At 61.3% G+C, this 20,540-nt stretch carries 18 protein-coding genes; 11 read left to right on the plus strand and 7 right to left on the minus strand.

From position 1 onward, the window contains the following. The first annotated feature begins 15 nt into the window (after positions 1-15). Entirely contained in the window at positions 16-792 is a 777-nt protein-coding gene (locus Q1A07_RS15210) for a gamma-glutamyl-gamma-aminobutyrate hydrolase family protein (protein WP_299782799.1), read from the plus strand. Here Q1A07_RS15210 and Q1A07_RS15215 read toward each other — a convergent pair. Beyond that, a complete protein-coding gene (locus Q1A07_RS15215) occupies positions 789-1,337 on the minus strand; it encodes a transposase (RefSeq protein WP_299782801.1) in 549 nt (182 codons plus the stop codon). The genes Q1A07_RS15210 and Q1A07_RS15215 overlap by 4 nt on opposite strands. A gap of 120 nt (positions 1,338-1,457) precedes the next feature. Beyond that, complete coding sequence (locus tag Q1A07_RS15220; protein ID WP_299782802.1) at positions 1,458-2,210, minus strand: SDR family oxidoreductase; 753 nt, start codon at positions 2,208-2,210, stop codon at positions 1,458-1,460. Between the two features lie 129 nt (positions 2,211-2,339). On the opposite strand from Q1A07_RS15220, the gene Q1A07_RS15225 reads away from it, so the two are divergent. The 5 genes from Q1A07_RS15225 (at position 2,340) to Q1A07_RS15245 (ending at position 7,929) form a co-directional block, all read left to right on the plus strand. Next, on the plus strand, positions 2,340-2,720 hold the full coding sequence (locus Q1A07_RS15225) for a VOC family protein (protein ID WP_299782804.1): 381 nt from the start codon (positions 2,340-2,342) through the stop codon (positions 2,718-2,720). Then, positions 2,717-3,166, plus strand: coding sequence for an isoprenylcysteine carboxylmethyltransferase family protein (locus Q1A07_RS15230; protein WP_299782806.1), 450 nt, complete (start codon positions 2,717-2,719; stop codon positions 3,164-3,166). Before Q1A07_RS15225 ends, Q1A07_RS15230 begins: the two co-directional genes overlap by 4 nt. 124 nt (positions 3,167-3,290) lie before the next feature. Next, positions 3,291-4,865 (plus strand): Re/Si-specific NAD(P)(+) transhydrogenase subunit alpha, encoded by a 1,575-nt coding sequence (locus tag Q1A07_RS15235; protein WP_299782808.1) that lies wholly within the window; start codon positions 3,291-3,293, stop codon positions 4,863-4,865. Between the two features lie 14 nt (positions 4,866-4,879). Then, positions 4,880-6,376 (plus strand): NAD(P)(+) transhydrogenase (Re/Si-specific) subunit beta, encoded by a 1,497-nt coding sequence (locus tag Q1A07_RS15240; RefSeq protein ID WP_299782810.1) that lies wholly within the window; start codon positions 4,880-4,882, stop codon positions 6,374-6,376. A gap of 269 nt (positions 6,377-6,645) precedes the next feature. Next, a complete protein-coding gene (locus Q1A07_RS15245; RefSeq protein WP_299782812.1) occupies positions 6,646-7,929 on the plus strand; it encodes a DUF3422 family protein in 1,284 nt (427 codons plus the stop codon). Positions 7,930-8,159: 230 nt separating this feature from the next. Here the strand turns inward: Q1A07_RS15245 and Q1A07_RS15250 are convergent, their stop codons facing one another. The 3 genes from Q1A07_RS15250 to Q1A07_RS15260 all read right to left on the minus strand — a co-directional run bounded on the left by Q1A07_RS15250 (position 8,160) and on the right by Q1A07_RS15260 (position 11,994). Next, positions 8,160-9,152 carry an ABC transporter permease gene (locus tag Q1A07_RS15250; protein WP_299782814.1) on the minus strand — a complete coding sequence of 331 codons (993 nt, stop codon included), beginning with the start codon at positions 9,150-9,152 and terminating at the stop codon, positions 8,160-8,162. Beyond that, complete coding sequence (locus tag Q1A07_RS15255; protein WP_299782816.1) at positions 9,145-10,152, minus strand: ABC transporter permease; 1,008 nt, start codon at positions 10,150-10,152, stop codon at positions 9,145-9,147. The genes Q1A07_RS15250 and Q1A07_RS15255 overlap by 8 nt, the downstream gene beginning before the upstream one ends. Positions 10,153-10,272: 120 nt before the next feature. After that, entirely contained in the window at positions 10,273-11,994 is a 1,722-nt protein-coding gene (locus tag Q1A07_RS15260) for a peptide ABC transporter substrate-binding protein (protein WP_299782817.1), read from the minus strand. A 143-nt stretch (positions 11,995-12,137) separates the two neighbouring features. Between Q1A07_RS15260 and Q1A07_RS15265 the strand changes: the two genes are divergently transcribed. The 5 genes from Q1A07_RS15265 (at position 12,138) to Q1A07_RS15285 (ending at position 18,151) form a co-directional block, all read left to right on the plus strand. Further along, entirely contained in the window at positions 12,138-12,299 is a 162-nt protein-coding gene (locus Q1A07_RS15265) for a hypothetical protein (protein WP_299782818.1), read from the plus strand. Next, positions 12,271-14,208: an ABC transporter ATP-binding protein gene (locus tag Q1A07_RS15270; protein WP_299782819.1), complete on the plus strand. Its 1,938-nt coding sequence runs from the start codon at positions 12,271-12,273 to the stop codon at positions 14,206-14,208. Before Q1A07_RS15265 ends, Q1A07_RS15270 begins: the two co-directional genes overlap by 29 nt. Continuing rightward, positions 14,201-15,364 carry an acetylornithine deacetylase gene (argE, locus tag Q1A07_RS15275; protein ID WP_299782820.1) on the plus strand — a complete coding sequence of 388 codons (1,164 nt, stop codon included), beginning with the start codon at positions 14,201-14,203 and terminating at the stop codon, positions 15,362-15,364. The genes Q1A07_RS15270 and argE overlap by 8 nt, the downstream gene beginning before the upstream one ends. A gap of 88 nt (positions 15,365-15,452) precedes the next feature. Then, positions 15,453-16,799: an FAD-binding oxidoreductase gene (locus Q1A07_RS15280; RefSeq protein ID WP_299782821.1), complete on the plus strand. Its 1,347-nt coding sequence runs from the start codon at positions 15,453-15,455 to the stop codon at positions 16,797-16,799. 185 nt (positions 16,800-16,984) lie between these two features. Further along, entirely contained in the window at positions 16,985-18,151 is a 1,167-nt protein-coding gene (locus Q1A07_RS15285) for a M20 aminoacylase family protein (RefSeq protein ID WP_299782823.1), read from the plus strand. A 23-nt stretch (positions 18,152-18,174) separates the two neighbouring features. On the opposite strand, the gene Q1A07_RS15290 is transcribed toward Q1A07_RS15285, so the two are convergent. Both Q1A07_RS15290 and Q1A07_RS15295 read right to left on the minus strand, forming a co-directional pair. Then, positions 18,175-19,242 (minus strand): glycosyltransferase family 4 protein, encoded by a 1,068-nt coding sequence (locus Q1A07_RS15290; protein WP_299782825.1) that lies wholly within the window; start codon positions 19,240-19,242, stop codon positions 18,175-18,177. Then, entirely contained in the window at positions 19,239-20,537 is a 1,299-nt protein-coding gene (locus Q1A07_RS15295; protein WP_299782827.1) for a 3-deoxy-D-manno-octulosonic acid transferase, read from the minus strand. Before Q1A07_RS15295 ends, Q1A07_RS15290 begins: the two co-directional genes overlap by 4 nt. Positions 20,538-20,540: the final 3 nt, after the last annotated feature.

Genomic DNA, 20,540 nt, shown 5'->3' on the forward strand with positions numbered 1-20,540 from the left:
CCGAAGGGAACATCCATGGCGCGGCCGGTCATTGGCATCATTTGCAATCAATATCTGATCAATGATGAATACCCGGTGCATGCGGGTGGCAAGATGAATTCGGACGCGGTCTCCGCTGTGTCAGATTGCGTCCCGATGATCATTCCATCTGACCCGGATTATGTGTCCATCAATGATCTGCTGGAGACATGCGACGGTTTCCTGTTGACCGGCGGGCGCCCGAATGTGCATCCCGAGGAATATGGGGAAGAGGCAACGGAGGCGCATGGCGATTTCGACCGTGCCCGTGATGCGATTGCCTTGCCTCTGGTGCGGGCCTGCGTTGAGCGCGGTCAGCCGTTTCTGGGCATTTGCCGCGGGTTTCAGGAAGTGAACGTGGCGATGGGCGGCTCTCTGCATCCCGAGATCAGGGATTTGCCGGGGCGGATGAACCACCGCATGCCGCCTGACGGGACTCTGCAGGAAAAGTTCGAGAACCGACATACTGTTTCCTTTACCAAGGGGGGCGTCTTTCATCGTTTGATGGGCGCGCAGGAGGTAGTTACCAATACTCTGCACGGGCAGGGGATCAAGGTCGCCGGACCGCGGGTGGTTGTCGACGGGGTTGCACCCGACAACACGCCGGAGGCGATTTTCATCAAGGACGCTCCGGGGTTCACTCTGGCGGTTCAGTGGCACCCTGAGTACGAAGCAGCCAAGGACCCGGTGTCGCAGCCGCTGTTCTCAGCCTTTGGCCGTGCGGCGCGTGCGTGGTCGAATGGACGTAAGCTCACGCCCGCTCAGGTCGCTTAGGCGTCGGCGGGCGTTATTGTCTTGAGGCCCATCGTGCTGAAGCGCACGGGTTGCGACGCATTCTCACTTGCATTTGATGTGGCCAATTCCCGGTGCAGCGACGTCCAGCTCCAGTCCGACGGCCGGTCCACGAGACCTGCCTGAACCGGGGCTGTGTGAATCAGCGTGCGGTGCAAGGCAAGATCATGTGCAGAGCGGATGCGGTGTTCCCAGAAGCGGCGCTGCCATATCCCTTTTTCGCTGCGTTTGAATTGTGTCGCTGTACGACCGGGTGGCTCCGGAAGTGCGCGTGAGAACCGCGATTTGAGAAAACTCCACCGCGTACTGAAATCCGCATCGCCCTCCGGCAGCGTCCAGAGGGTATGGATCGCGGCAGGCAGGATCACGATTGCGTCGATTGCGAAGGGGTAGCGCGTGATGGTCTCTCGCACACAGCGCCGCAGTAAGTCGACCTCATCCGTCAGCAAGGTGCTGCGGCTGTCTGCTAGGCGCGCGGTGAAGAAATACGTGGCGCCGGGTGTTTGGGACCGGATGTATTTGGACATAGGGCAAGCGTATCAACCCTATGGTTAAGAAATCCCAAACAAAGGTGGCCTGAAAGCCCACCTTACCTGCTGGGCGCACCGGTTGAGATAGGCAGGTAGGGTGGGCTTTAGGCCACCCGGCTACATTTGCCCGCCGGCGATTTCAATCGCTTGTCCGTTGACGCTTTCCGATCCCGGCGATACCAGCCAGCGCACTGCGGCGGCCACCTCCTCGGGGGAAATCAACCGGTTATGACGGTTGGCGGAGATCATCATGGCGCGCGCCTTTTCTTCACTCACGCTCGCGCGTTTCGCGATGGAAGAAGTGTTGCGTGCGATGATCGGCGTGTCCACATAGGCGGGGCACAGGGCGTTGAACGTGATGGGTTTGCCCAAGTAGTCCTCGCTCAGCGCGCGAATGAGACCTATCATCCCGTGTTTCGACGCCGTGTAGCAAGACGCCCCCTGCAATCCGCGGAGCCCGGCAATCGAGGATACTGCAATCACCCGGCCCCAGTCTGTCGTGCGCATGGAGGCCAGAGCTTCCCGGATGGTCAGGAAGGCACCGTCGAGATTGGTGGACATCATGTCGCGCCAGAATGCCAGATCGGTTTTGTGCAGGGCGCGACCCTCGGCGATCCCGGCGTTGGCCACGCATATCTGTACCGGTCCGCGCGCAGCGACTGCAGCGCTGATGGTCTCCACCACCTGGGCCTCGTCCCGCACGTCCATGGCCATGCCGAAAATCCCGTGACCGGCCACCTCGTCCAGAACCGCCTGCCGTCTGCCGGTGATCGTGACTTGGCATCCTTCTGCCGCCAACATCTTGGCGATCGCCAGACCGATCCCCGTACCACCGCCCGTGACCAATGCGTGTTTCCCTGCAAGCGTCATCCCGTCTCTTTCCTTGTGCCACCTCTGATCAGCTTAGCTGCGGCACGGGGCAGCACAAGGGCGGCGGGTGATTGTCTTGGACGCAGCATCGGCGTAATCTGTCTCTGTCCAATGTGATTGGAGGGGCTCATGCAGCGCATTACAGGGTTTGGTGGCTTCTTTTTTCGTGCCGAAAATCCCGAAAACCTGGCGGCATGGTATGCGCGCCATTTCGGAATTTTAGAAGTGCCCAAGGACTACGAAACGCCGGTCTGGACGCAAGATCAGGGGCCTACCGTTTTTGCGCCCTTTGCTCAGGACACGACATACTTCGGCAATTCTGAAAAGCGGTGGATGCTGAATTTCCGCGTCGATGATCTCGATGCGATGGTTGCCCAATTGCGCGATGCAGGTGAAGAGGTGGAAATGCACCCTGAAGAACTGCCTAACGGACGTTTTGCGCGGGTCTACGATCCGGAGGGAAACCCGATCGAGCTTTGGCAGCCGCAAGAGGTCGAAACCAAAGTATGAAATGGCTTGATCTGCCGCCAGTCTGGCTGGTCTGCTTTGCAGTGCTGGCCTGGCTCCAGAGCCAGTATTTCTCGTTCGGCCTGAGCCTTACGCATCCTGTCACCCTGCTTCTGGCCGGGCTTCTTGTCGGTGCGGGCATCGTGCTGACCTTGCTGGCGGTGATGGAGTTCCGGCGTCACAAAACCACGATCATCCCCCATGAAACCCCGGACAGTCTGATCCAGTCCGGGGTGTTTGGCCGCTCGCGCAACCCGATTTATCTGGCCGATGTGCTGATCCTCGCAGGGCTTTGCCTCTGGTGGGACGCCATACTTGCGCTGGCGCTTGTGCCCATTCTGGTCTGGGTGCTGGAAAGGCGCTTCATCGTGCCTGAGGAGAACAGGATGCGCCGCGTCTTTCGGGTTGACTTTGCACGATATGAGCAAAAAGTGCGCAGGTGGCTCTGATTTCTTTGCGTTTATTGCGCGACCCTCTGGGCCAAGTGCTTGTACCTCGCCGCAGCGCGCGGTAGTGGACAAATTACCTTTGCGCGTGATCGCGCCGAAACGAACCAGAACGGGGGAGCTTCAGTTGAAGATCGGGACACCAAAAGAGATTTTTGAAGGCGAAGCACGGGTGGCCATGACGCCCGAGAGCGCCGCCCAGCTTCAGAAATTGGGTCATGAGTGCATCATCGAGACAGGCGCTGGGGCGAAGGCCGGGTTTGCAGATGCCGACTACAAGGCCGCGGGCGTGGAGATTGCCAAAACGGCCGCCGCGCTCTGGAAGGCCGCGGATGTGGTCGCCAAGGTACGGGTGCCCGATGAGACGGAGATGAAGCGCCTGCGTGCAGATCAGACGCTGATTTCCTTCTTCAGCCCGGTGGCGGATGAAGCCAAGATGAAGCAGGCCGCCAAAAAGGGCGCAACAGTCGTCGCGATGGAAATGATCCCGCGCATCAGCCGCGCCCAGAAGATGGATGCGCTCAGCTCCATGGCCAATATTGCCGGCTACCGTGCGGTGATTGAGGCGGGCAACAACTTTGGCCGCTTCTTCACCGGTCAGATTACGGCGGCGGGCAAGGTGCCCCCTGCAAAGGTTCTGGTGGTCGGCGCCGGTGTGGCCGGTCTGGCGGCCATTGGTACCTCAACCTCGTTGGGCGCGATCACGCTGGCCTTTGACGTGCGGCCGGAGGTGGCCGAGCAGGTTGAATCCATGGGCGCTGAATTTGTCTATCTCGATTTCGAGGAAGAGCAGCAGGATGGCTCCGCCTCGGGCGGTTATGCCTCCGTGTCTTCGCCGGAGTTCCGCGAGGCGCAGCTGGCCAAGTTCCGGGAACTGGCGCCGGACGTCGATATCGTGATCACCACGGCGCTGATCCCGAACCGCGAAGCGCCGGAGCTCTGGACCGAGGACATGGTTGCTTCCATGAAGCCGGGGTCGGTCATCGTGGACCTCGCCGCAGAGAAAGGCGGTAACTGCAAGCTGACCGTCGCGGATGAGAAAATCGTGACCGACAATGGCGTCACGATCATCGGCTATACCGATTTCCCCAGCCGCATGGGCACGCAGGCATCAAGCCTTTATGCCACGAACATCCGGCATCTTATGACCGATCTGACGCCGGAAAAGGACGGCGTGATCAACCACGACATGGAAGATGACGTGATCCGGGGCGCCACGATTACCCATGCCAAGGAGGTCACCTTCCCGCCGCCGCCGCCCAAGGTTGCCGCGATTGCGGCAGCGCCCAAGAAAGAGGCGCCGAAGGAATTGACGGCGGAAGAGAAGCGCGCCCAAGAGGTGGCCGCGTTCAAGAAACAGACACAGACGCAGGTCGGTCTGCTGGCCATCGGCGGCGCGTTGGTGCTGGCGGTGGGTCTGGTGGCCCCGGCGAGCTTCATGCAGCATTTCATCGTCTTTGTGCTGTCGGTCTTTATCGGCTTCCAGGTCATCTGGGGTGTGGCGCATTCGCTGCATACGCCGCTGATGGCGGTCACGAATGCGATCTCGTCTATCATCATTCTGGGCGCGCTCATCCAGATTGGGTCAAGCTCGATGTTGATCACGCTGCTGGCCGCGCTTGCGGTCTTCATGGCGTCGATCAACATATTTGGCGGCTTCCTCGTGACACGGCGCATGCTCGCCATGTTCCAGAAATCGTAAGGGGTTAGGGGACAATGGAATACGGATTTACGATTGCGGCCTATGCGGTCGCGGCAGTTCTCTTCATCCTCAGCCTGGGCGGATTGAGCGGGCAGGAAAGTGCGAAACGCGCGGTCTGGTACGGGATTGCCGGGATGGCGATTGCGGTTCTGGCCACGCTGATTGGGCCCGGTTGGGGCCTGTCTGGTGTCTCGATCATCCTGATCGGTCTGGGGGCGGCGGTTGGCTATCAGCTGGCCACCAAAGTGCAGATGACGCAGATGCCGGAACTGGTGGCGATCATGCACAGCCTGGTGGGGCTTGCAGCGGTGTTCGTCGGTTTCAACGCGGACATCATGATCAACAATATGAGCGCGCTCTTTGTTGAAAACGGCGGTGTTCTGGGCGCGGTGGCCGCCGATGGTTATACGGCCGTGGGCCTGCCCAAGGACATCTATGAGGGGCTGTCGTCCTTCGGTCAGCTGATTGCCAAGAAGACCTCCGTAGAGATCAACATCTTGCGCATTGAATTGGTGCTGGGCATCTGGATCGGGGCGGTAACCTTTACCGGGTCCGTGATTGCCTATGGCAAGCTGGCGGGCAAGGTGGATACATCCGCCAACAAGCTGCCCGGTGGACACTTGCTGAACGCGGGCGCTGCGGTGCTGTCGTTGCTCTTTACGATCATGTATCTGAGCGGGGCGGGCAGCTGGACACTGGTCCTGCTGACACTACTGGCGCTGTTCATCGGCTACCATCTGATCATGGGGATCGGCGGCGCGGATATGCCGGTCGTGGTTTCCATGCTGAACAGCTATTCCGGCTGGGCGGCGGCGGCGATTGGTTTCAGCTTGGGCAATGATCTTCTGATCGTTGTGGGCGCTCTGGTGGGTTCGTCCGGTGCGATCCTGAGCTACATCATGTGCAAGGCGATGAACCGCTCCTTCGTATCTGTGATCCTCGGGGGCTTTGGCGGCCCGGCGGGCGAGCAGATGGCCGTGGAGGGCGAGCAGGTGGCGATTGAGGCCGATGGCGTGGCCACGGCGTTGAACGAGGCGGAGTCTGTCATCATCATCCCCGGCTACGGGATGGCGGTGGCCCAGGCGCAGCAGGCCGTGAGCGAGCTGGTCAAGAAGCTGCGCGCCAAGGGCAAGAATGTGCGCTTTGCCATTCACCCGGTTGCGGGGCGTTTGCCGGGGCATATGAACGTGCTGCTGGCCGAGGCGAAGGTGCCTTATGACATCGTTATGGAAATGGATGAGATCAACGAGGACTTTCCGGAGACGGATGTGGCCATCGTGATTGGGTCCAATGACATCGTGAACCCGGCAGCCCAGGACGATCCGAACTCGCCCATTGCGGGCATGCCGGTGCTGGAGTGCTGGAAGGCCAAGCAGGTGTTTGTCTCCAAGCGCGGACAGGGCACCGGGTATTCGGGCATCGAGAACCCGCTGTTCTTCAAGGAGAATACGCGGATGTTCTACGGAGATGCCAAGGCATCGCTCGACAAGCTGTTGCCGATGATCGACTGAGCAGAGGTAAAATTTACTGGAAAACGCCGTCCCGAGGGGCGGCGTTTTTTTGTGGGAAAGGTGGCCCAAGGCCCACCCTACCTGTCGGATTGGATGGTGCCGCGCTTTGGAGAATGCTGGTGGCTTTGTGAGGTATGGATGGGGCAATTGCATCCGCCGCCCATCCATGTATACGATTGTACTCGGTTAACGCATTGAAAAATATTCATAAAATAATTTGACATCGCGTGGTCGGGCATTAAGCCTTGAGGGAGAAACTGGAGCGAACCATGTCATCGATTTCTGATCATCCCTTGCGGTACAAACTGGCGAATGAACTGCACGCGCGGCCTTTTCCGTCAATGACGGCACCCTGTTCTGCAGCTTATGTCGCGATCAAGCAACCTGAGGATGCTGTGAGCCGGGACCGTGCGCAGGATCTGGCGCATCTGACGGCGCTGCTGGATCGGCATGGTGCACCGCATCCGCAACCGGGGGCGACACACTATTATGGCCAGATCGGAAAATACTGGCTGAAGTGGGAGCAGCACACGGAATTCGTTACCTATACGGCGTTTTCCGAAGGGGCGGTGGCGCGACCGTTTGATCCGGCTGAATTCGATGTCTTTCCGTCGGACTGGCTGGCGGACGCGCCGGGCCAGCGGATGACGTCCATCCTGCTCAACGTCGTGCCGCGGCCTGCGGAGGATTCTGCTGTGGCGGGGCTGTTGGATGAGTGGTTTGTCTCGGAGAGTCTGGCAGCGTCGGAGGTTCTAGACGGCGCTGCGATCATGGCCGGGGATTTCAGGATCGATCTGAACGGTCATCTGCGTTTTGCGGTTTTTGCGGGGGCGCAGACTGGCGCGCGGCGCATTGGCCGGATCGTGCAGCGTCTCTGCGAGATCGAGACGTATAAGACCATGTCCATGCTTGGGTTTGCGCGGGTGCGGGCATTGCAGCCGGGGTTGAACGAACTTGATACCAAGCTGACCGGGCTGATGGGCACGATGAGTGATGAGCGTGCGTCTGCGGAGGAGACATTGCACGATCTGCTGAGCATTTCGGCGGAGCTGGAGACACTGTCGGCGCGGTCGTCCTTTCGGTTCGGGGCGACGGGGGCCTATGAGGCGCTGGTCGATCAGAGGATCGCGGCGCTGCGCGAAGAGCGGTTCCAGGGGCGGCAGCAGTTTGGCGAGTTCATGATGCGGCGCTATGCGCCGGCGATGCGCACGGTGCATTCGGCGGAGGCGCGGCTGGAGGCCATGTCGAGCCGGTCGATCCGGGCGTCGAACCTGCTCAGGACACGTGTGGATGTGGAGCGGTCGGCCCAGAACCAGACGCTTCTGGAGAGCATGGACAAACGGTCCGATCTGCAGCTGCGGTTGCAGCGTACGGTCGAGGGGCTGTCAGTCGTGGCGATCAGTTACTACGCGGTGTCGCTGGTAGGGTACCTGCTTTATCCGCTGACTCAGACCACGGGGTTGAGCAAGGGGATGCTGACGGCGCTGGTGACGGTGCCGGTTGTGCTGTTGGTCTGGTGGATGGTGCGGCGGCTAAGGAAGAGTGTGGAATAGGTCGATCTTTTCGCAGAAAAGTCGACCTGTGTGGACAAGTGGGTTTGAGCCGCAAACCTGCGGTCCAGCACCCGGTTCAGTATGTATGGGACAGCGGGACGGCGCTCTTTCTCCTTGCGCGAAAGACGCCCCGCCCGCCCTCCCATGTCTGTTATCCGGAATTGAGACGGGGTGCCGGACTCAGCAAAAATCCTGCGGATTTGCGCTCTGTCCGTAAGCGGATCCGCGGTCTACCGACCGCGGATCCGGGGGTCCAAGGCATCCCTCAGCCCGTCACCGAGATAGTTCACCGAGAGCACCGTCAGTGAGATCAGAATGCCGGGCAACATCACACGTTCGGGGAATTCCTCCATGCGCGGCACCGCGTCCGACAGCAGCTTGCCCCAGGTCGGGAAGTCCGAAGGGAAGCCCACACCAAGGAAGCTCAATGCGCTTTCGGTGATGATCGCTGTGGCAAGGCCCAGCGTGGCCGAGACCATGATCGGCGAGACCACATTGGGCAGCAGGTGCCGCCTTATGATGGCGAAAGGCGTGGTGCCGATGGAGCGGGCAGCGAGGATGAACTCGCGTTCCTTCAGGGCAAGGACCTCGCCGCGTACGATGCGGGCGGTCTGCATCCAGGAGGTGATGCCGATGACGCCAACGATCAGGATGAACATGCCTGTTTCAGGTCCGAAGCTGGCCCTGAGCGGTTGGCGGAATAGGGTCACGGCGACCAGCAGGAGCGGCAGGATGGGCAGGGAAAGAAACAGATCCGTCAGGCGCATGAGCGGTCCGTCTAGCCGCCTGAAGTACCCGGCAGAGACGCCCACCGCCGTGCCGATGAACAGCGCGAGGATCATCGCGGTCCAGCCCACGGCCATGGAGGCGCGTCCGCCCGCGATCAGCGTCGCGAGGATGTCGCGGCCGAGGTTATCGGAGCCCAGCGGCTTGGCCCAGCTGGTGCGCGCATCCCCGTCCCAGAGCAGGGTGTAGAGCGGGCGCATGTCCTTGTTGCGGATGTCCAGCTGTTTGGCGTCGACCGTCCAGATCAGGGGGCCAACCAGAACAGCCAGCGTGATGAACAGCAGGAAACCGCCCCCGATCAGCGCGCCCTTGTGCCTGCGGAACTGGTCCCAGACGTCGCGCCACTGGCTGCGGGGTTCCTTGGGCGGTTCCTTGTCCTTGAGGGCGCCGTACATCTCGATTTCGGCGGCTGCGGCATTCACATTTTGATCAGTCATAGCGAATCCTCGGATCCAGAATGCCGTAGAGCACGTCCGCGATCAGGTTGAAGAGCACGATGAGGATGGCGAAGATGAAGGTCAGCGTCATCACCATCGGCAGGTCATTGGCAAAAAGGGCCGTAAGCAACAGTTGCCCGATGCCGTTCACCTTGAAGAGCGTCTCGGTGATGATGGCGCCCCCGAAGATGGAGGGGATGCCGAGGGCGATCACGGTGATGATTGGGATCATCGAGTTGCGCAGCACGTGGACCAATACCACAACGCTTTCCTTGAGGCCCTTGGCGCGGGCGGTGCGCACATAGTCCTGGTTGAGGTTGTCGAGCATGGAGGCGCGCATGAAGCGGCTGATCTGGGCGGTGGTCTGCAGGGCGAGCACCATGACGGGCATGACCATCTGCTGCAGCTGAATTTTGAAGCTGGCCCAGTCGGTGACCACATGGGTGGTGTCATAGATCGACGGGAACCAGCCGAGATTGACCGAAAAGATGACAATGACCAGCACGCCGGAGAAGAAGGGCGGGATCGAGAAGCCGATCATCGACACGAAGGTACCCGCCTGATCGAAGAGCGAATACTGCTTGTAGGCGGAGTAAATGCCAATGGGCAGGGCGATCAGGATGCCCACCACGTAGGACATGCCCACGACCCAGAGCGTCTGCGGCATGCGCTGGACCACGATGTCCATCACGGGCGAGCGGGTCTGCCAGGAGATCACGCGCAGCTTGCCCTCGGCCAGCCCGGTGCCGAACCAGTGGTCGATCAGCACCTGCGGCTCAATCCAGAAGAACTGGACCAGCCACTTCCAGTATTGCACGTGGATTGGCGCACCAAGCCCAAGGGCATCGCGCATCTTTTGTTTCACATCGGGGGGAACTGTAAGAGGCACCTGGGCCATCGGGTCGCCCGGGGCCAGTTGCAACAGCAGGAAGATCACGACGCTGATGAACAGCAAAGTCGGGATCGACAGAACCAGCCGTCGGATGGTGTATGTCAGCATGCGCTACGCCTTTATGCGTCAGTCTTGTTATTGTCTGGAAACAGACGGCTTTTGATCAAGGCCGCAATAGGTATCTGGGGGACGGGGCGCAAGAATTAATGCGCCCCGCCACATTTCTCATCAGTTGCCGATGCGGTACCAGTCAGCGACATTCCAAAGCTCGGAATCCCATGTGTTCAGGATCACGCCACCCAGAGAGTTGGAGCGTGCCGATACCCGGCCACGGTCCACCAATGGCACGATTGTCATGGTTTCCTTGGTGATGATATCGTTCAGACGTTTGCCGATCTCGCCGCGCTTGTCGAGTTCGCCGGTGCGGGCCAGCTCATCGAGCAGCGCATCGTACTCCTCGTTGCAGAAGCGGTTGATGTTCTCACCCTGCCACTGGCTCGACGGTTTGGGCTCGAACCCGCAGCGATAGCCGGACAGGTAAGACTGCGGATCGGTGCCGTCGAAGTTATTGGCGTACATTTCAACGTCCGCATAGAACTTCTGGAACGTGTCCGGGCTGCCGGGATCACCGCCGAAGAAGACCGAGGCGTCGATGTTGCGCAGTTCGGTTTCGATGCCGATCTGGTTCCACCAGTCCTTGATCAGCGCCTGGAAATCCTGACGCACGGCATTGGTCGAGGTCTGGTAGAGGATCGACAGCTTAACGCCATCCTTGTCGCGGACACCATCACCGTCACTGTCCACCCATCCGGCTTCGTCCAGCAGCGCGCGGGCGCCGTCGAGATCCTGCGTCAGGCATTCGGTGTTGTCCGAGGCGTAGAGCGCCGGGGCAGGGACCAGATTACAGGTCGGGCGACCCGCCTGACCATATCCGATCTCGACCAGCAATTCGCGGTCAATGGCCATGGACAGCGCTTTGCGCACTTTGAAATCCGACAGGAACGGGTGCGGATGCGCGACAGTGGAGCGTTCACCTTCGGGCAGATCCGGCGACGGGTTCGTCAGGTTCATTTCCAGACGTTCCACCAATGTGCCAAAGGCCGAGATCGGTTCCCCCTTACCGGCTTCGGCCATTTTCGCCAACACGTCGGGCGCCAGTTGCAGGTTCCACGCATAGTCGAATTCGCCGGTCTCCAGGACCGCGCGGCCGGCGGCTGTGGCATCACCGCCGCCCTTTAGGGTCACGCTGGCAAAAGCCGGTTTGTTGGGGTCGCGGAAATTGGGGTTCGCTTCCAGCTGGATCACGTCATTGGGGCGGAAATCCGTGACCACGAAGGGTCCTGTCCCAACCGGATTGAAGTTCGCCTCGGTGCACTCTGGCGCCTTGGCGCCGAGACAATCCGCGAATTGCGCTTTTTGAATGATTGGCGAGGTGCCGCCGGTGAACGGCCCGTAAGGGTTTGGCTTGGCGTCGACGAAATTGACCTTGACCGTCAGATCATCGATCACCTCGACATTGTCAACGCCGTCGAACTTGCCCGCATAGGCGCAACCGCCTTCGGGGTGCATGCAGTACTCGGCGGTGAACGCAATATCCGCAGAGGTGACGGGGCTGCCGTCGGACCAGATCAGGCCTTCGGTCAGCTTCCATGTGATGGACTTGAGGTCAGAGCTGACACCGCCATTCTCAACCGTCGGGATTTCGTCAACCAGCCAAGGGGTCAGCGTGCCGTTTTCATCGTAGCGCGCGAGGGGTTCGATCACAAGCGACGCGGCTTCGAGATCCTTGGTGCCGCCGGACAGGTAAGGCGTCATGATCGACGGGGCCTGCCAGTAAAGAATGCTGACCTGACCGTCTCTGCCACGCTCGCCTTCGTGACCATCTGCATAGACAGCAGGTGCGAAAGCGGTTGTTGCGATTGCCCCCATCAATAGGGTTCTGATTTTCATTTTATACTCCATGTTGGACACGTGAATGCCTTTGCACGCCTCGTTTTTTTACATGCGCGCAGCGGTGCTGACCGGGAGCAGTGCGCCTGCACTGGCCTAACGTTGCGGAAAGACGCAATTTTTGAGCCGAACCCCGGATGCATGTGACCATCGAAGCATCTTTTGTGGAAAAAGCAACCCTTGTGATGGATGACTTTGTGGCAACTGCCGCGGACGGGTTTGACACCGCCCGCTGGATGGCTTTAGCGTCCTGCAACAACGACAATAGGGGCGGCAATGCTGGATCAGGATCAACAGAGCGCTAGGCTGCAGCCAATCGCGCAGCTCAAGGGGTTGCGTGTTGAATTTCAGACCAAGGATGGTCCCGTGGTGGGCGTGGAGGATGTCTCTTTCGACATCAATCCCGGCGAGACCGTTTGTGTGGTTGGCGAAAGCGGCTCGGGCAAGTCTGTATCTTCGTTGTCGCTGATGCGATTAGTGGAGTTCGGCGGCGGCGAGATCACCGGCGGGCAGCTGCTGTTTGACCGGCCCGGCACGGATGATGTTGATCTCGCCAAAACTGATCCGGAGATGATGCGCTCCATTCGCGGCAACGAAATCGGTATGATCTTTCAGGAGCCGATGACCGCGCTGAACCCGGTGTTCACGGTCGGGCGACAGCTGACCGAAGGGCTGCGTTTGCACAAGAAGATGGGCAAATCCGAAGCCCGCGAACGGGCGCTGGAGCTGCTGCGCGAGGTGCGTATCCCGGAACCCGAACGACGGCTCGACCAATATCCACACGAGCTTTCAGGTGGCATGCGTCAGCGGGTCGTGATCGCCATGGCGCTGGCCTGCAAGCCGCGACTGCTGATCGCGGATGAGCCTACCACCGCGCTCGACGTGACCATTCAGGCGGAGATCCTGGCCTTGATGGACCGACTCAAGCGGGAGACCGGCACGGCGGTGATGTTCATCACCCACGACATGGCCGTGGTGGCGCAGATGGCCGACCGCGTGGTGGTCATGTTCCGTGGCAACAAGGTCGAGGAAGGGCCGGTCGCCGAGATTTTCGAGAACCCGCAGCATCCCTACACAAAGGCGTTGCTGGCCGCGGTGCCGAAACTGGGCGAGATGCGCGGCAAGGCCTATCCCGAACCGATGAAGCTGCTCGGGACACAAGGCGACGAGATCAAGCCGATCAAGGGCACGGATGAGGTTCTGCTGAGCGTCAGGAACCTGACCACGCGCTTCCCGGTCAAGGGCGGTTTCTTTCGCCGCACGGTTGCGAATGTGCACGCTGTCGAGGATCTGTCCTTTACGCTGAACAGGGGGCAGACCCTCAGCCTTGTAGGGGAAAGCGGCTGTGGCAAGTCGACGGCGGGACGGTCGATTTTGCGACTGGTCGATCCGCTCTCGGGCGAGATCAATCTTGATGGCGTCGATGTCATGGCGCTGGACCAGACGCAGCTGCGCAAGGCGCGGCTTGATATGCAGATGATCTTTCAGGATCCCTTTGCGTCGCTGAACCCGCAGATGCAGTTGAGCGATCAGGTGGCCGAACCGATCCACAATTTCGGCACGCTCAAAGGGCAGGAGGTGCAGGACCGCGTGGCGATGCTCTTTGACCGGGTGGAACTGCCGCGCAGCTTCATGCGCCGGTTCCCGCATGAGCTTTCGGGCGGCCAACGCCAACGCGTGGCCATCGCGCGCGCCCTGGCGTTGAACCCCAAGTTGATCATCGCCGATGAGGCAGTGTCTGCGCTCGATGTCTCCGTGCAGGCGCAGGTGCTGAACCTGATGCTGGAATTGCAGGCGGAGCTTGGCCTGTCCTTCCTTTTCATCAGCCACGATATGGCGGTGGTGGAACGGGTGAGCCATCAGGTGGGCGTCATGTACCTGGGCCGGATCGTGGAGCTGGGACCGCGCGCGCGGGTGTTCGAAAATCCGCAACATGCCTATACGCAGGCGCTGATGAAGGCCGTGCCCATCGCCGATCCGCGCCAGCGCAAGGATGAGCGGGACCTGAATTTCAAACCGATCCCGTCCCCCATCCATCCCGCCGACTACGTGCCCGAACCATCGCGATATGATGAAGTTGAGCCCGGCCATTTCGTTCTGCAAGGCGATTGGGGCGGCTACAAACGCGACGCGACTCTGGTGCGGACCGAAAACAAGCTGCGCGAAGGGCAGGATGCCCCGGAAGGCCTGAGCGGACGTCGCCTTTATGACTGAAAGACTGAGCCCGCTGGAGCTGATGACACAGCTGGTCCGCTTTCCCACCGTCAGCCGGGACAGTAATCTGCCCCTGATCGACTGGGTCGAAAACTATCTGGCAGACCATGGCATTTCCGCCCACCGCTACACCGATCCTGATGAGCCCAAGGCCGCGCTCTTTGCCCATGTCGGCCCTTGGGAAGAGGGCGCCGTTGTGCTCTCCGGTCACACGGACGTGGTGCCGGTGGACGGCCAGCCCTGGGACACTGACCCCTTTGATGTCGTGCAAAAGGATGGTCGCTATTTCGGGCGCGGCACCTGCGACATGAAGGGCTTTGATGCGCTGGCGCTCTGGGCCATGGTCGAGGCGCATCACGCGGGTGTCAAACGCCCTTTGCAGATTGCCCTGAGCTTTGATGAAGAGATCGGCTGCACCGGGGCGCCGCCGATGATTGCGGCGATGCAGCCGGTGCTGCCCAAGGGCGCGTCGGTGATCGTGGGCGAACCGTCGTCCATGCGCGTGGTCTCCGGTCACAAGGGTGGGACGGGCTTTGACACCCATGTGCAGGGGTTTGAAGTGCATAGTTCGTTGCTGGATCGCGGTGTGAACGCCATCATGTTCGGCGCGAAACTGATCGACTGGGCCAACCAGATGAACGCCATCAATCAGGCGGCAGAGCCCGATGATCTGGCAGCGATGTTCGATCCGCCCTTCACCACGCTGCATGTGGGGCAGATTTCGGGCGGCACCGCGCATAACATCACGGCCAAGGATTGCCACTTTGCCATGGATTTCCGCGTGGTGCCGGGTGAGGACAAGAGCGCATGGGAAGCCCGCTACCGTGCACGCGTGGCCGAGGTCGAAGCCGAGATGCAGGCGATTGTCCCGGACACACGGATCACAATTTCGCCGCGTTTTGACGTGCCCGCCTTGCAACCGGAACAGGATGGTGCGGCAGAAAATCTCGTCCGCGGCGTCACCGGCGACAACGCCAGCAACGTGGTCAGCTATGGCACTGAGGCCGGACAGTTTCAGGAGGCCGGGTATTCGGCGGTGATCTGCGGTCCGGGTGACATTGCACAGGCGCACCAGCCCAATGAGTTCATCTCGGTGGTGGACTTTGAGGCAGGACACGGCTTTATGCAGCGTCTCGTCGACCGCCTGCGGCAATGATCTACAGGAGTTCCGGACCGCTCCCCTTACGTCCGGCAGGTAGGGTGGGCTTCAGGCCACCCGGATCGCGCGATGGGGACAGTCTGCGGTGACGCCCTTTCCGATCTCTGAACAGACATCTGTTCGTTTCACTGACCCGCTGCCCGCAGAGGCAGACGTGGTGGTGATCGGCGGCGGTGTCATTGGTGTCTGCACGGCGCTTTTTCTGGCGCGTGCCGGGCAATCGGTTGTCCTGCTCGAAAAAGGCCGGATCGCCGGAGAGCAATCCAGCCGCAACTGGGGCTGGATTCGTCAACAGGGCCGCGACCCCGACGAGCTTCCCATCATGGTGGAGGCCAATCAGCACTGGCGCAACCTCGCCACGCAGACCAACCGGGACATCGGTCTGACTGAGGGCGGCGTCACCTATCTTGCCGACAATGACGCGCAGATGGCGCGCTACGCCGACTGGCTGCCGGTTGCGCAGGCGCAGGGCGTCGACACACGCCTGCTGACCGCCGCCGAGACCCGCGCACTGCTGCCCGGCACCGGTAAATCCTACGCAGGTGCCCTGTACACGGCCTCTGACATGCGCGCAGAACCATGGGTCGCCGTACCGGCGCTCGCGGAACTTGCCGCGCGGGCGGGCGCGCAGATTCGCGAGGGTTGCGCTGTGCGGTGCCTTGATCTGGCGGCGGGGCGTGTGGCAGGCGTTGTCACCGAAGCCGGACGCATCGCCACGTCGGAGGTGGTTCTGGCGGGGGGCGCCTGGTCATCGCTCTTCCTGCGCAACCACGGCGTCGCCCTGCCACAGCTCTCTGTGCGGGCGACGGTTGCAAAAACGACCGAACTGCCCGCAGTGGCAACGGGCGGTGTGGCGGATAACCGGATTGCCTTCCGTCACCGCGCGGATGGCGGCTACACCCTGGCCCCTGGCGGGTTTCACGAGCTGTTCCTCGGGTGGGACGCTTTGCGCGCCCTGCCGAAATTCCTCACCCAATTGCGGGCCGATCCTTTTGGCACCCGTTTCCTGCCGATAGCGCCCAAAGGGTATCCGGATGCCTGGGGCACAGCGCGCCGCTGGTCCGGTGATGCGCCAAGCCCTTTCGAGAAACAGCGGGTGCTGAACCCCCAACCAAACACCGCGAAGGTCCGCGATCTGAAACGCAAATTCGCGATGCTTTTTCCGCAGCTCCCTCACTTCGATATCTCGCACGCCTGGGCGGGGATGATCGATACGATGCCCGATGTCGTGCCCGTCGTGGACCGTGTCTGCGCGCTGCCCGGCCTGACGCTGGGCACCGGGATGAGCGGTCATGGCTTTGGCATCGGACCTGCGATGGGCCGTATTCTGGCAGACATCGTGATGGGCAATCCGCCGGGTCATGATCTGACCCGGTTCCGGTTGGACCGCTTCACCGATGGCACGCCGATGGTGCTCGGACCGGCGCTGTAACGCTGCTGACGCACGCGTGTTCGGCTTCGGGTTGAAGCCGCCGGGCAGAGGATTAAGATAGCTGCAAGGGGCCAGAATCGTTCAGAGTTCCCGGTGCAGAACAACGCAGTCGTGTCCGTTTCAGATCAATATTCGACAGCGACATCAGCCCGAACGGCCCATGCCACCTCAAGGAGAGACATCCGATGCCCGTGAAAAACCGCTTTGCCGAATTGCACGATGAAATCACCGAATGGCGCCGCGATCTGCATGCACATCCGGAACTGCTCTTTGACACCCATCGCACCTCGGCGCTGGTTGCGGAAAAGCTCGCCGCATTCGGCTGCGACGAGGTGGTGCCCGGGATCGGGCGCACGGGTGTTGTCGGGGTGATCAAGGGAAAATCGGACACTTCGGGCAAGGTCATCGGGTTGCGCGCGGACATGGATGCGTTGCCCATTCTGGAACAGACAGGTGTGGAATACGCCTCCAAAACCCCCGGAGCCATGCATGCCTGCGGGCACGATGGGCACACCGCGATGTTGCTGGGGGCCGCGAAATACCTGGCTGAGACGCGTAACTTTGATGGTACCGCCGTTGTGATCTTTCAGCCAGCCGAAGAGGGCGGCGGCGGTGGGCGCGAGATGTGCGACGATGGCATGATGGCGCGGTTTGGTATTCAGGAAGTCTATGGCATGCACAACTGGCCGGGCCGCCCGATGGGTAGTTTTGCCATTCGTCCCGGTGCCTTCTTCGCGGCCACGGATATCTTCGAGATCGAGGTTGAGGGCCTTGGCGGGCACGCGGCGAAACCGCATGAGACCATCGACACGACCGTGGTGGCCAGCCACATTGTCATTGCCGCACAAACCATTGCCAGCCGCAATGCCGATCCAGTGGACCAGATTGTCGTTTCGGTCACCTCTTTCGAGACCTCTTCCAAGGCCTTCAACGTCATTCCGCAGCGTGTGACGCTCAAGGGTACCGTGCGCACGTTGTCGGATGAGATGCGCGACCTTGCAGAGATGCGCCTGAAAAAAATCGCCAAAGGTGTGGCCGAGAGTTTCGGAGCTCAGGTGCAGGTGGACTACACGCGCAACTATCCGGTGATGGTCAACCACCCCGAGCAGACGGAATTTGCGGCCGCCGTCGCAGCATCGGTCGCCGGGGCGTGCGAAGACGCGCCGCTGGTCATGGGCGGCGAGGACTTTGCCTTCATGCTTGAAGAGCGCCCCGGCGCCTATATTCTGGTGGGCAATGGCGACAGCGCGGCGGTGCATCACCCGGAATACAACTTCAACGACGACGCCATCCCGGCTGGCTGCAGCTGGTGGGCGGAAATCGTGGAACAGCGTCTGCCTGCCGCAGGCTAAACGCCAACGGCCTGGCCGGTGCGTCAGGCGGCGAGCAGGGCGCGATACATCGCGATAATGGCGGCGGCTTCCTGTTCGATCCGGAAATGGTCCAGCACGTTCTGCCGCGCTGCCTTCGACATGGTATCCAGTGCTTGGGGATCGGACAGCATACGACTGACGCGCTCGGCAATGGCGGCGGCGTCTTCGATGTCGACCAGATAGCCGGTTTCGCCTTCGATGATCAGTTCCTCGAAGGCGCCGACCCTGGTGGCGACAGCAGGTGCGCCGCAGGACATGGCCTCAAGCGGGGTCAGGCCGAACCCTTCCCAGCGTTGCGGGGCGACATAGAGGTCAAGCGCTTGAAAATGCTTTGAAAGGTCGGCAATCGGCACTTCGTCCCGGAAGAGGATGCGGTCCGTCAGACCGGCAGTCGCGACCTCCTCCTTGAGGGCTTTGAGGAAATCCTGATGCTCTGCCGTGGCGCGGCCCATGATCAACGCCTTGCCTTGCGGATGGCTTTTGAAGACCTCCACCATCGCGGTGACAAAAAGGTCATTGCCCTTTTGGTGCCGGATACGCCCGAAACAACCGATCAGCGGCCCGTCTTCCGGCAGATCCAGTGACCGGCGCAGGGCGGCACGGTCCGCCACGGGGGCGAATTGTTCACAATCCACGCCGTGCCGGATGACCGTCGCCTCGCGTTCGAGGTAGCCGGCGGATTTGGAAGAGGTGGCAATCACATCGTCCATCTGCCGGATAAGCCAGCGCGTGAACCCGGTGTGACGCCGCTGTGCAGCTGAGGTGAAAAGAAGTTTGAGACGTTTGCCCGCAAGGTATTTCAACGCCAGCCCCGCGAGCATTTCCACGTTCCGGCGGGCGTGCCAGACCCGCGCGCCGGAAGGTCCGGACCGGGGCAGCGACAGCAGGCGGGCGGGGGCGATGTTGGGCACTTCAGGCGGCAGATCGGGCGCCGAGGCGGTGATCGCGATATCCTGCGCCTGCAAGGGCACCAGACGGATCACCGTCGATGTCACGCCGGAATGACGGCGTTTGAAATTCGGGGCAATCACCTCGATGTCGCGCAAGGGCAGCGGGGCAGGCGGCGTCATCTGGCGTCATCCTCCAGCTTGAGCATGTGGACAAGGCGGGCTGCGATACTGCCAAGCGCCTCGGATTTGCCTTTTACAATGGTTGCTGCGGCCTGCAAGGCATCTGTGCGGGCGGCATGATCCCTTAACAGGGTATCGACACCTTGCGCCAACGCATGGGCGTCAGGAACGGTTTTCGCCGCCCCTGCCGCTTCCATATCGGCAAAGGTTTCTGCAAAGTTGGTCACATGTGGGCCGGTGAACACCGCGGCCCCGGCCTCGACGACTTCGAAAGGGTTGTGCCCACCGATGGGCAGCAGCGAGCCACCCAGAAATGCCGTATCCGTCAGGGCGTACCAATTGCCCAGCTCCCCCAGCGTGTCGGCAAGATAGACAGCTTCGCCTGCGCGGGGCCAGGCACCCTGTGAGCGCACCGCAAAGCTGAGGTCGCTTTGCCGGATCAGGTCGATCACCGCGTTACTGCGATCGGGATGGCGGGGCACGAGGATCAGCATCAGATCGGGATGATCCGCCAGCAAGGTCTTGTGCGCCGCCAGAACGATCTGCTCTTCCCCGGGGTGTGTAGAGGCGGCAACCCAAACGGGCCTTCCCTTGAGGGCGGCGCGTGCCTGCGCCAGCACCGCCGGATCGGTGGGCAGCGGGGCAGAGAGAGATTTGAGGTTGATGCCGCGCGCGACCCGGTCCACAGGCGCATGCATATCCACCATCGCCTGCGCCATTTCGTCATTCTGCGTCAGGATCAGGTCAAAGACCTGAAGGATATAGGCGGCCAACTCCGGGCGGCGTGCCCAGGCCGCGCGGGATTTGGCGCTGAGCCGCGCGTTCACCAACGCCATGGGGGTGCCGCGCTCGTGCGTCATCCGCAGCATGCGGGGCCAGAGCTCGCTTTCCACAAAAACCGCGGCATCCGGGCGCCAGTGTCCCAGAAACCGGCTCAGCGGCCCCTTGGCATCCAGCGGCGCGAACTGGTGTACGGTGCGGGGGGGCATACGGTCGGCCACCAGTTTCGCGGAGGTTGGCGTACCCGAGGTGATCAGGAAATGTGCGCGCGGCAACAGTTCGCCCATCCGGGTGATCAGAGCCAGCACCGACAGGCTTTCGCCAACGGAGGCCGCGTGAAACCAGATCAGCGGGCCACTGCCCGAGCGGGGCTGGCTGGCATGCCCCATTTTCTCATGAGCCCGCAGAGCGGAAACGCCTTGCCGGCGCAGCTTGCGGATTTCAGCCCAGGCTGCAAAGGGGGCAAGCAGCACCGTCGCCGCCACGTAAAGATGAAAGAGCGGCGGCGCGCGCATGGA

The sequence above is a fragment of the uncultured Roseobacter sp. genome (genome assembly GCF_947492555.1).
Lineage (GTDB): Bacteria > Pseudomonadota > Alphaproteobacteria > Rhodobacterales > Rhodobacteraceae > Roseobacter.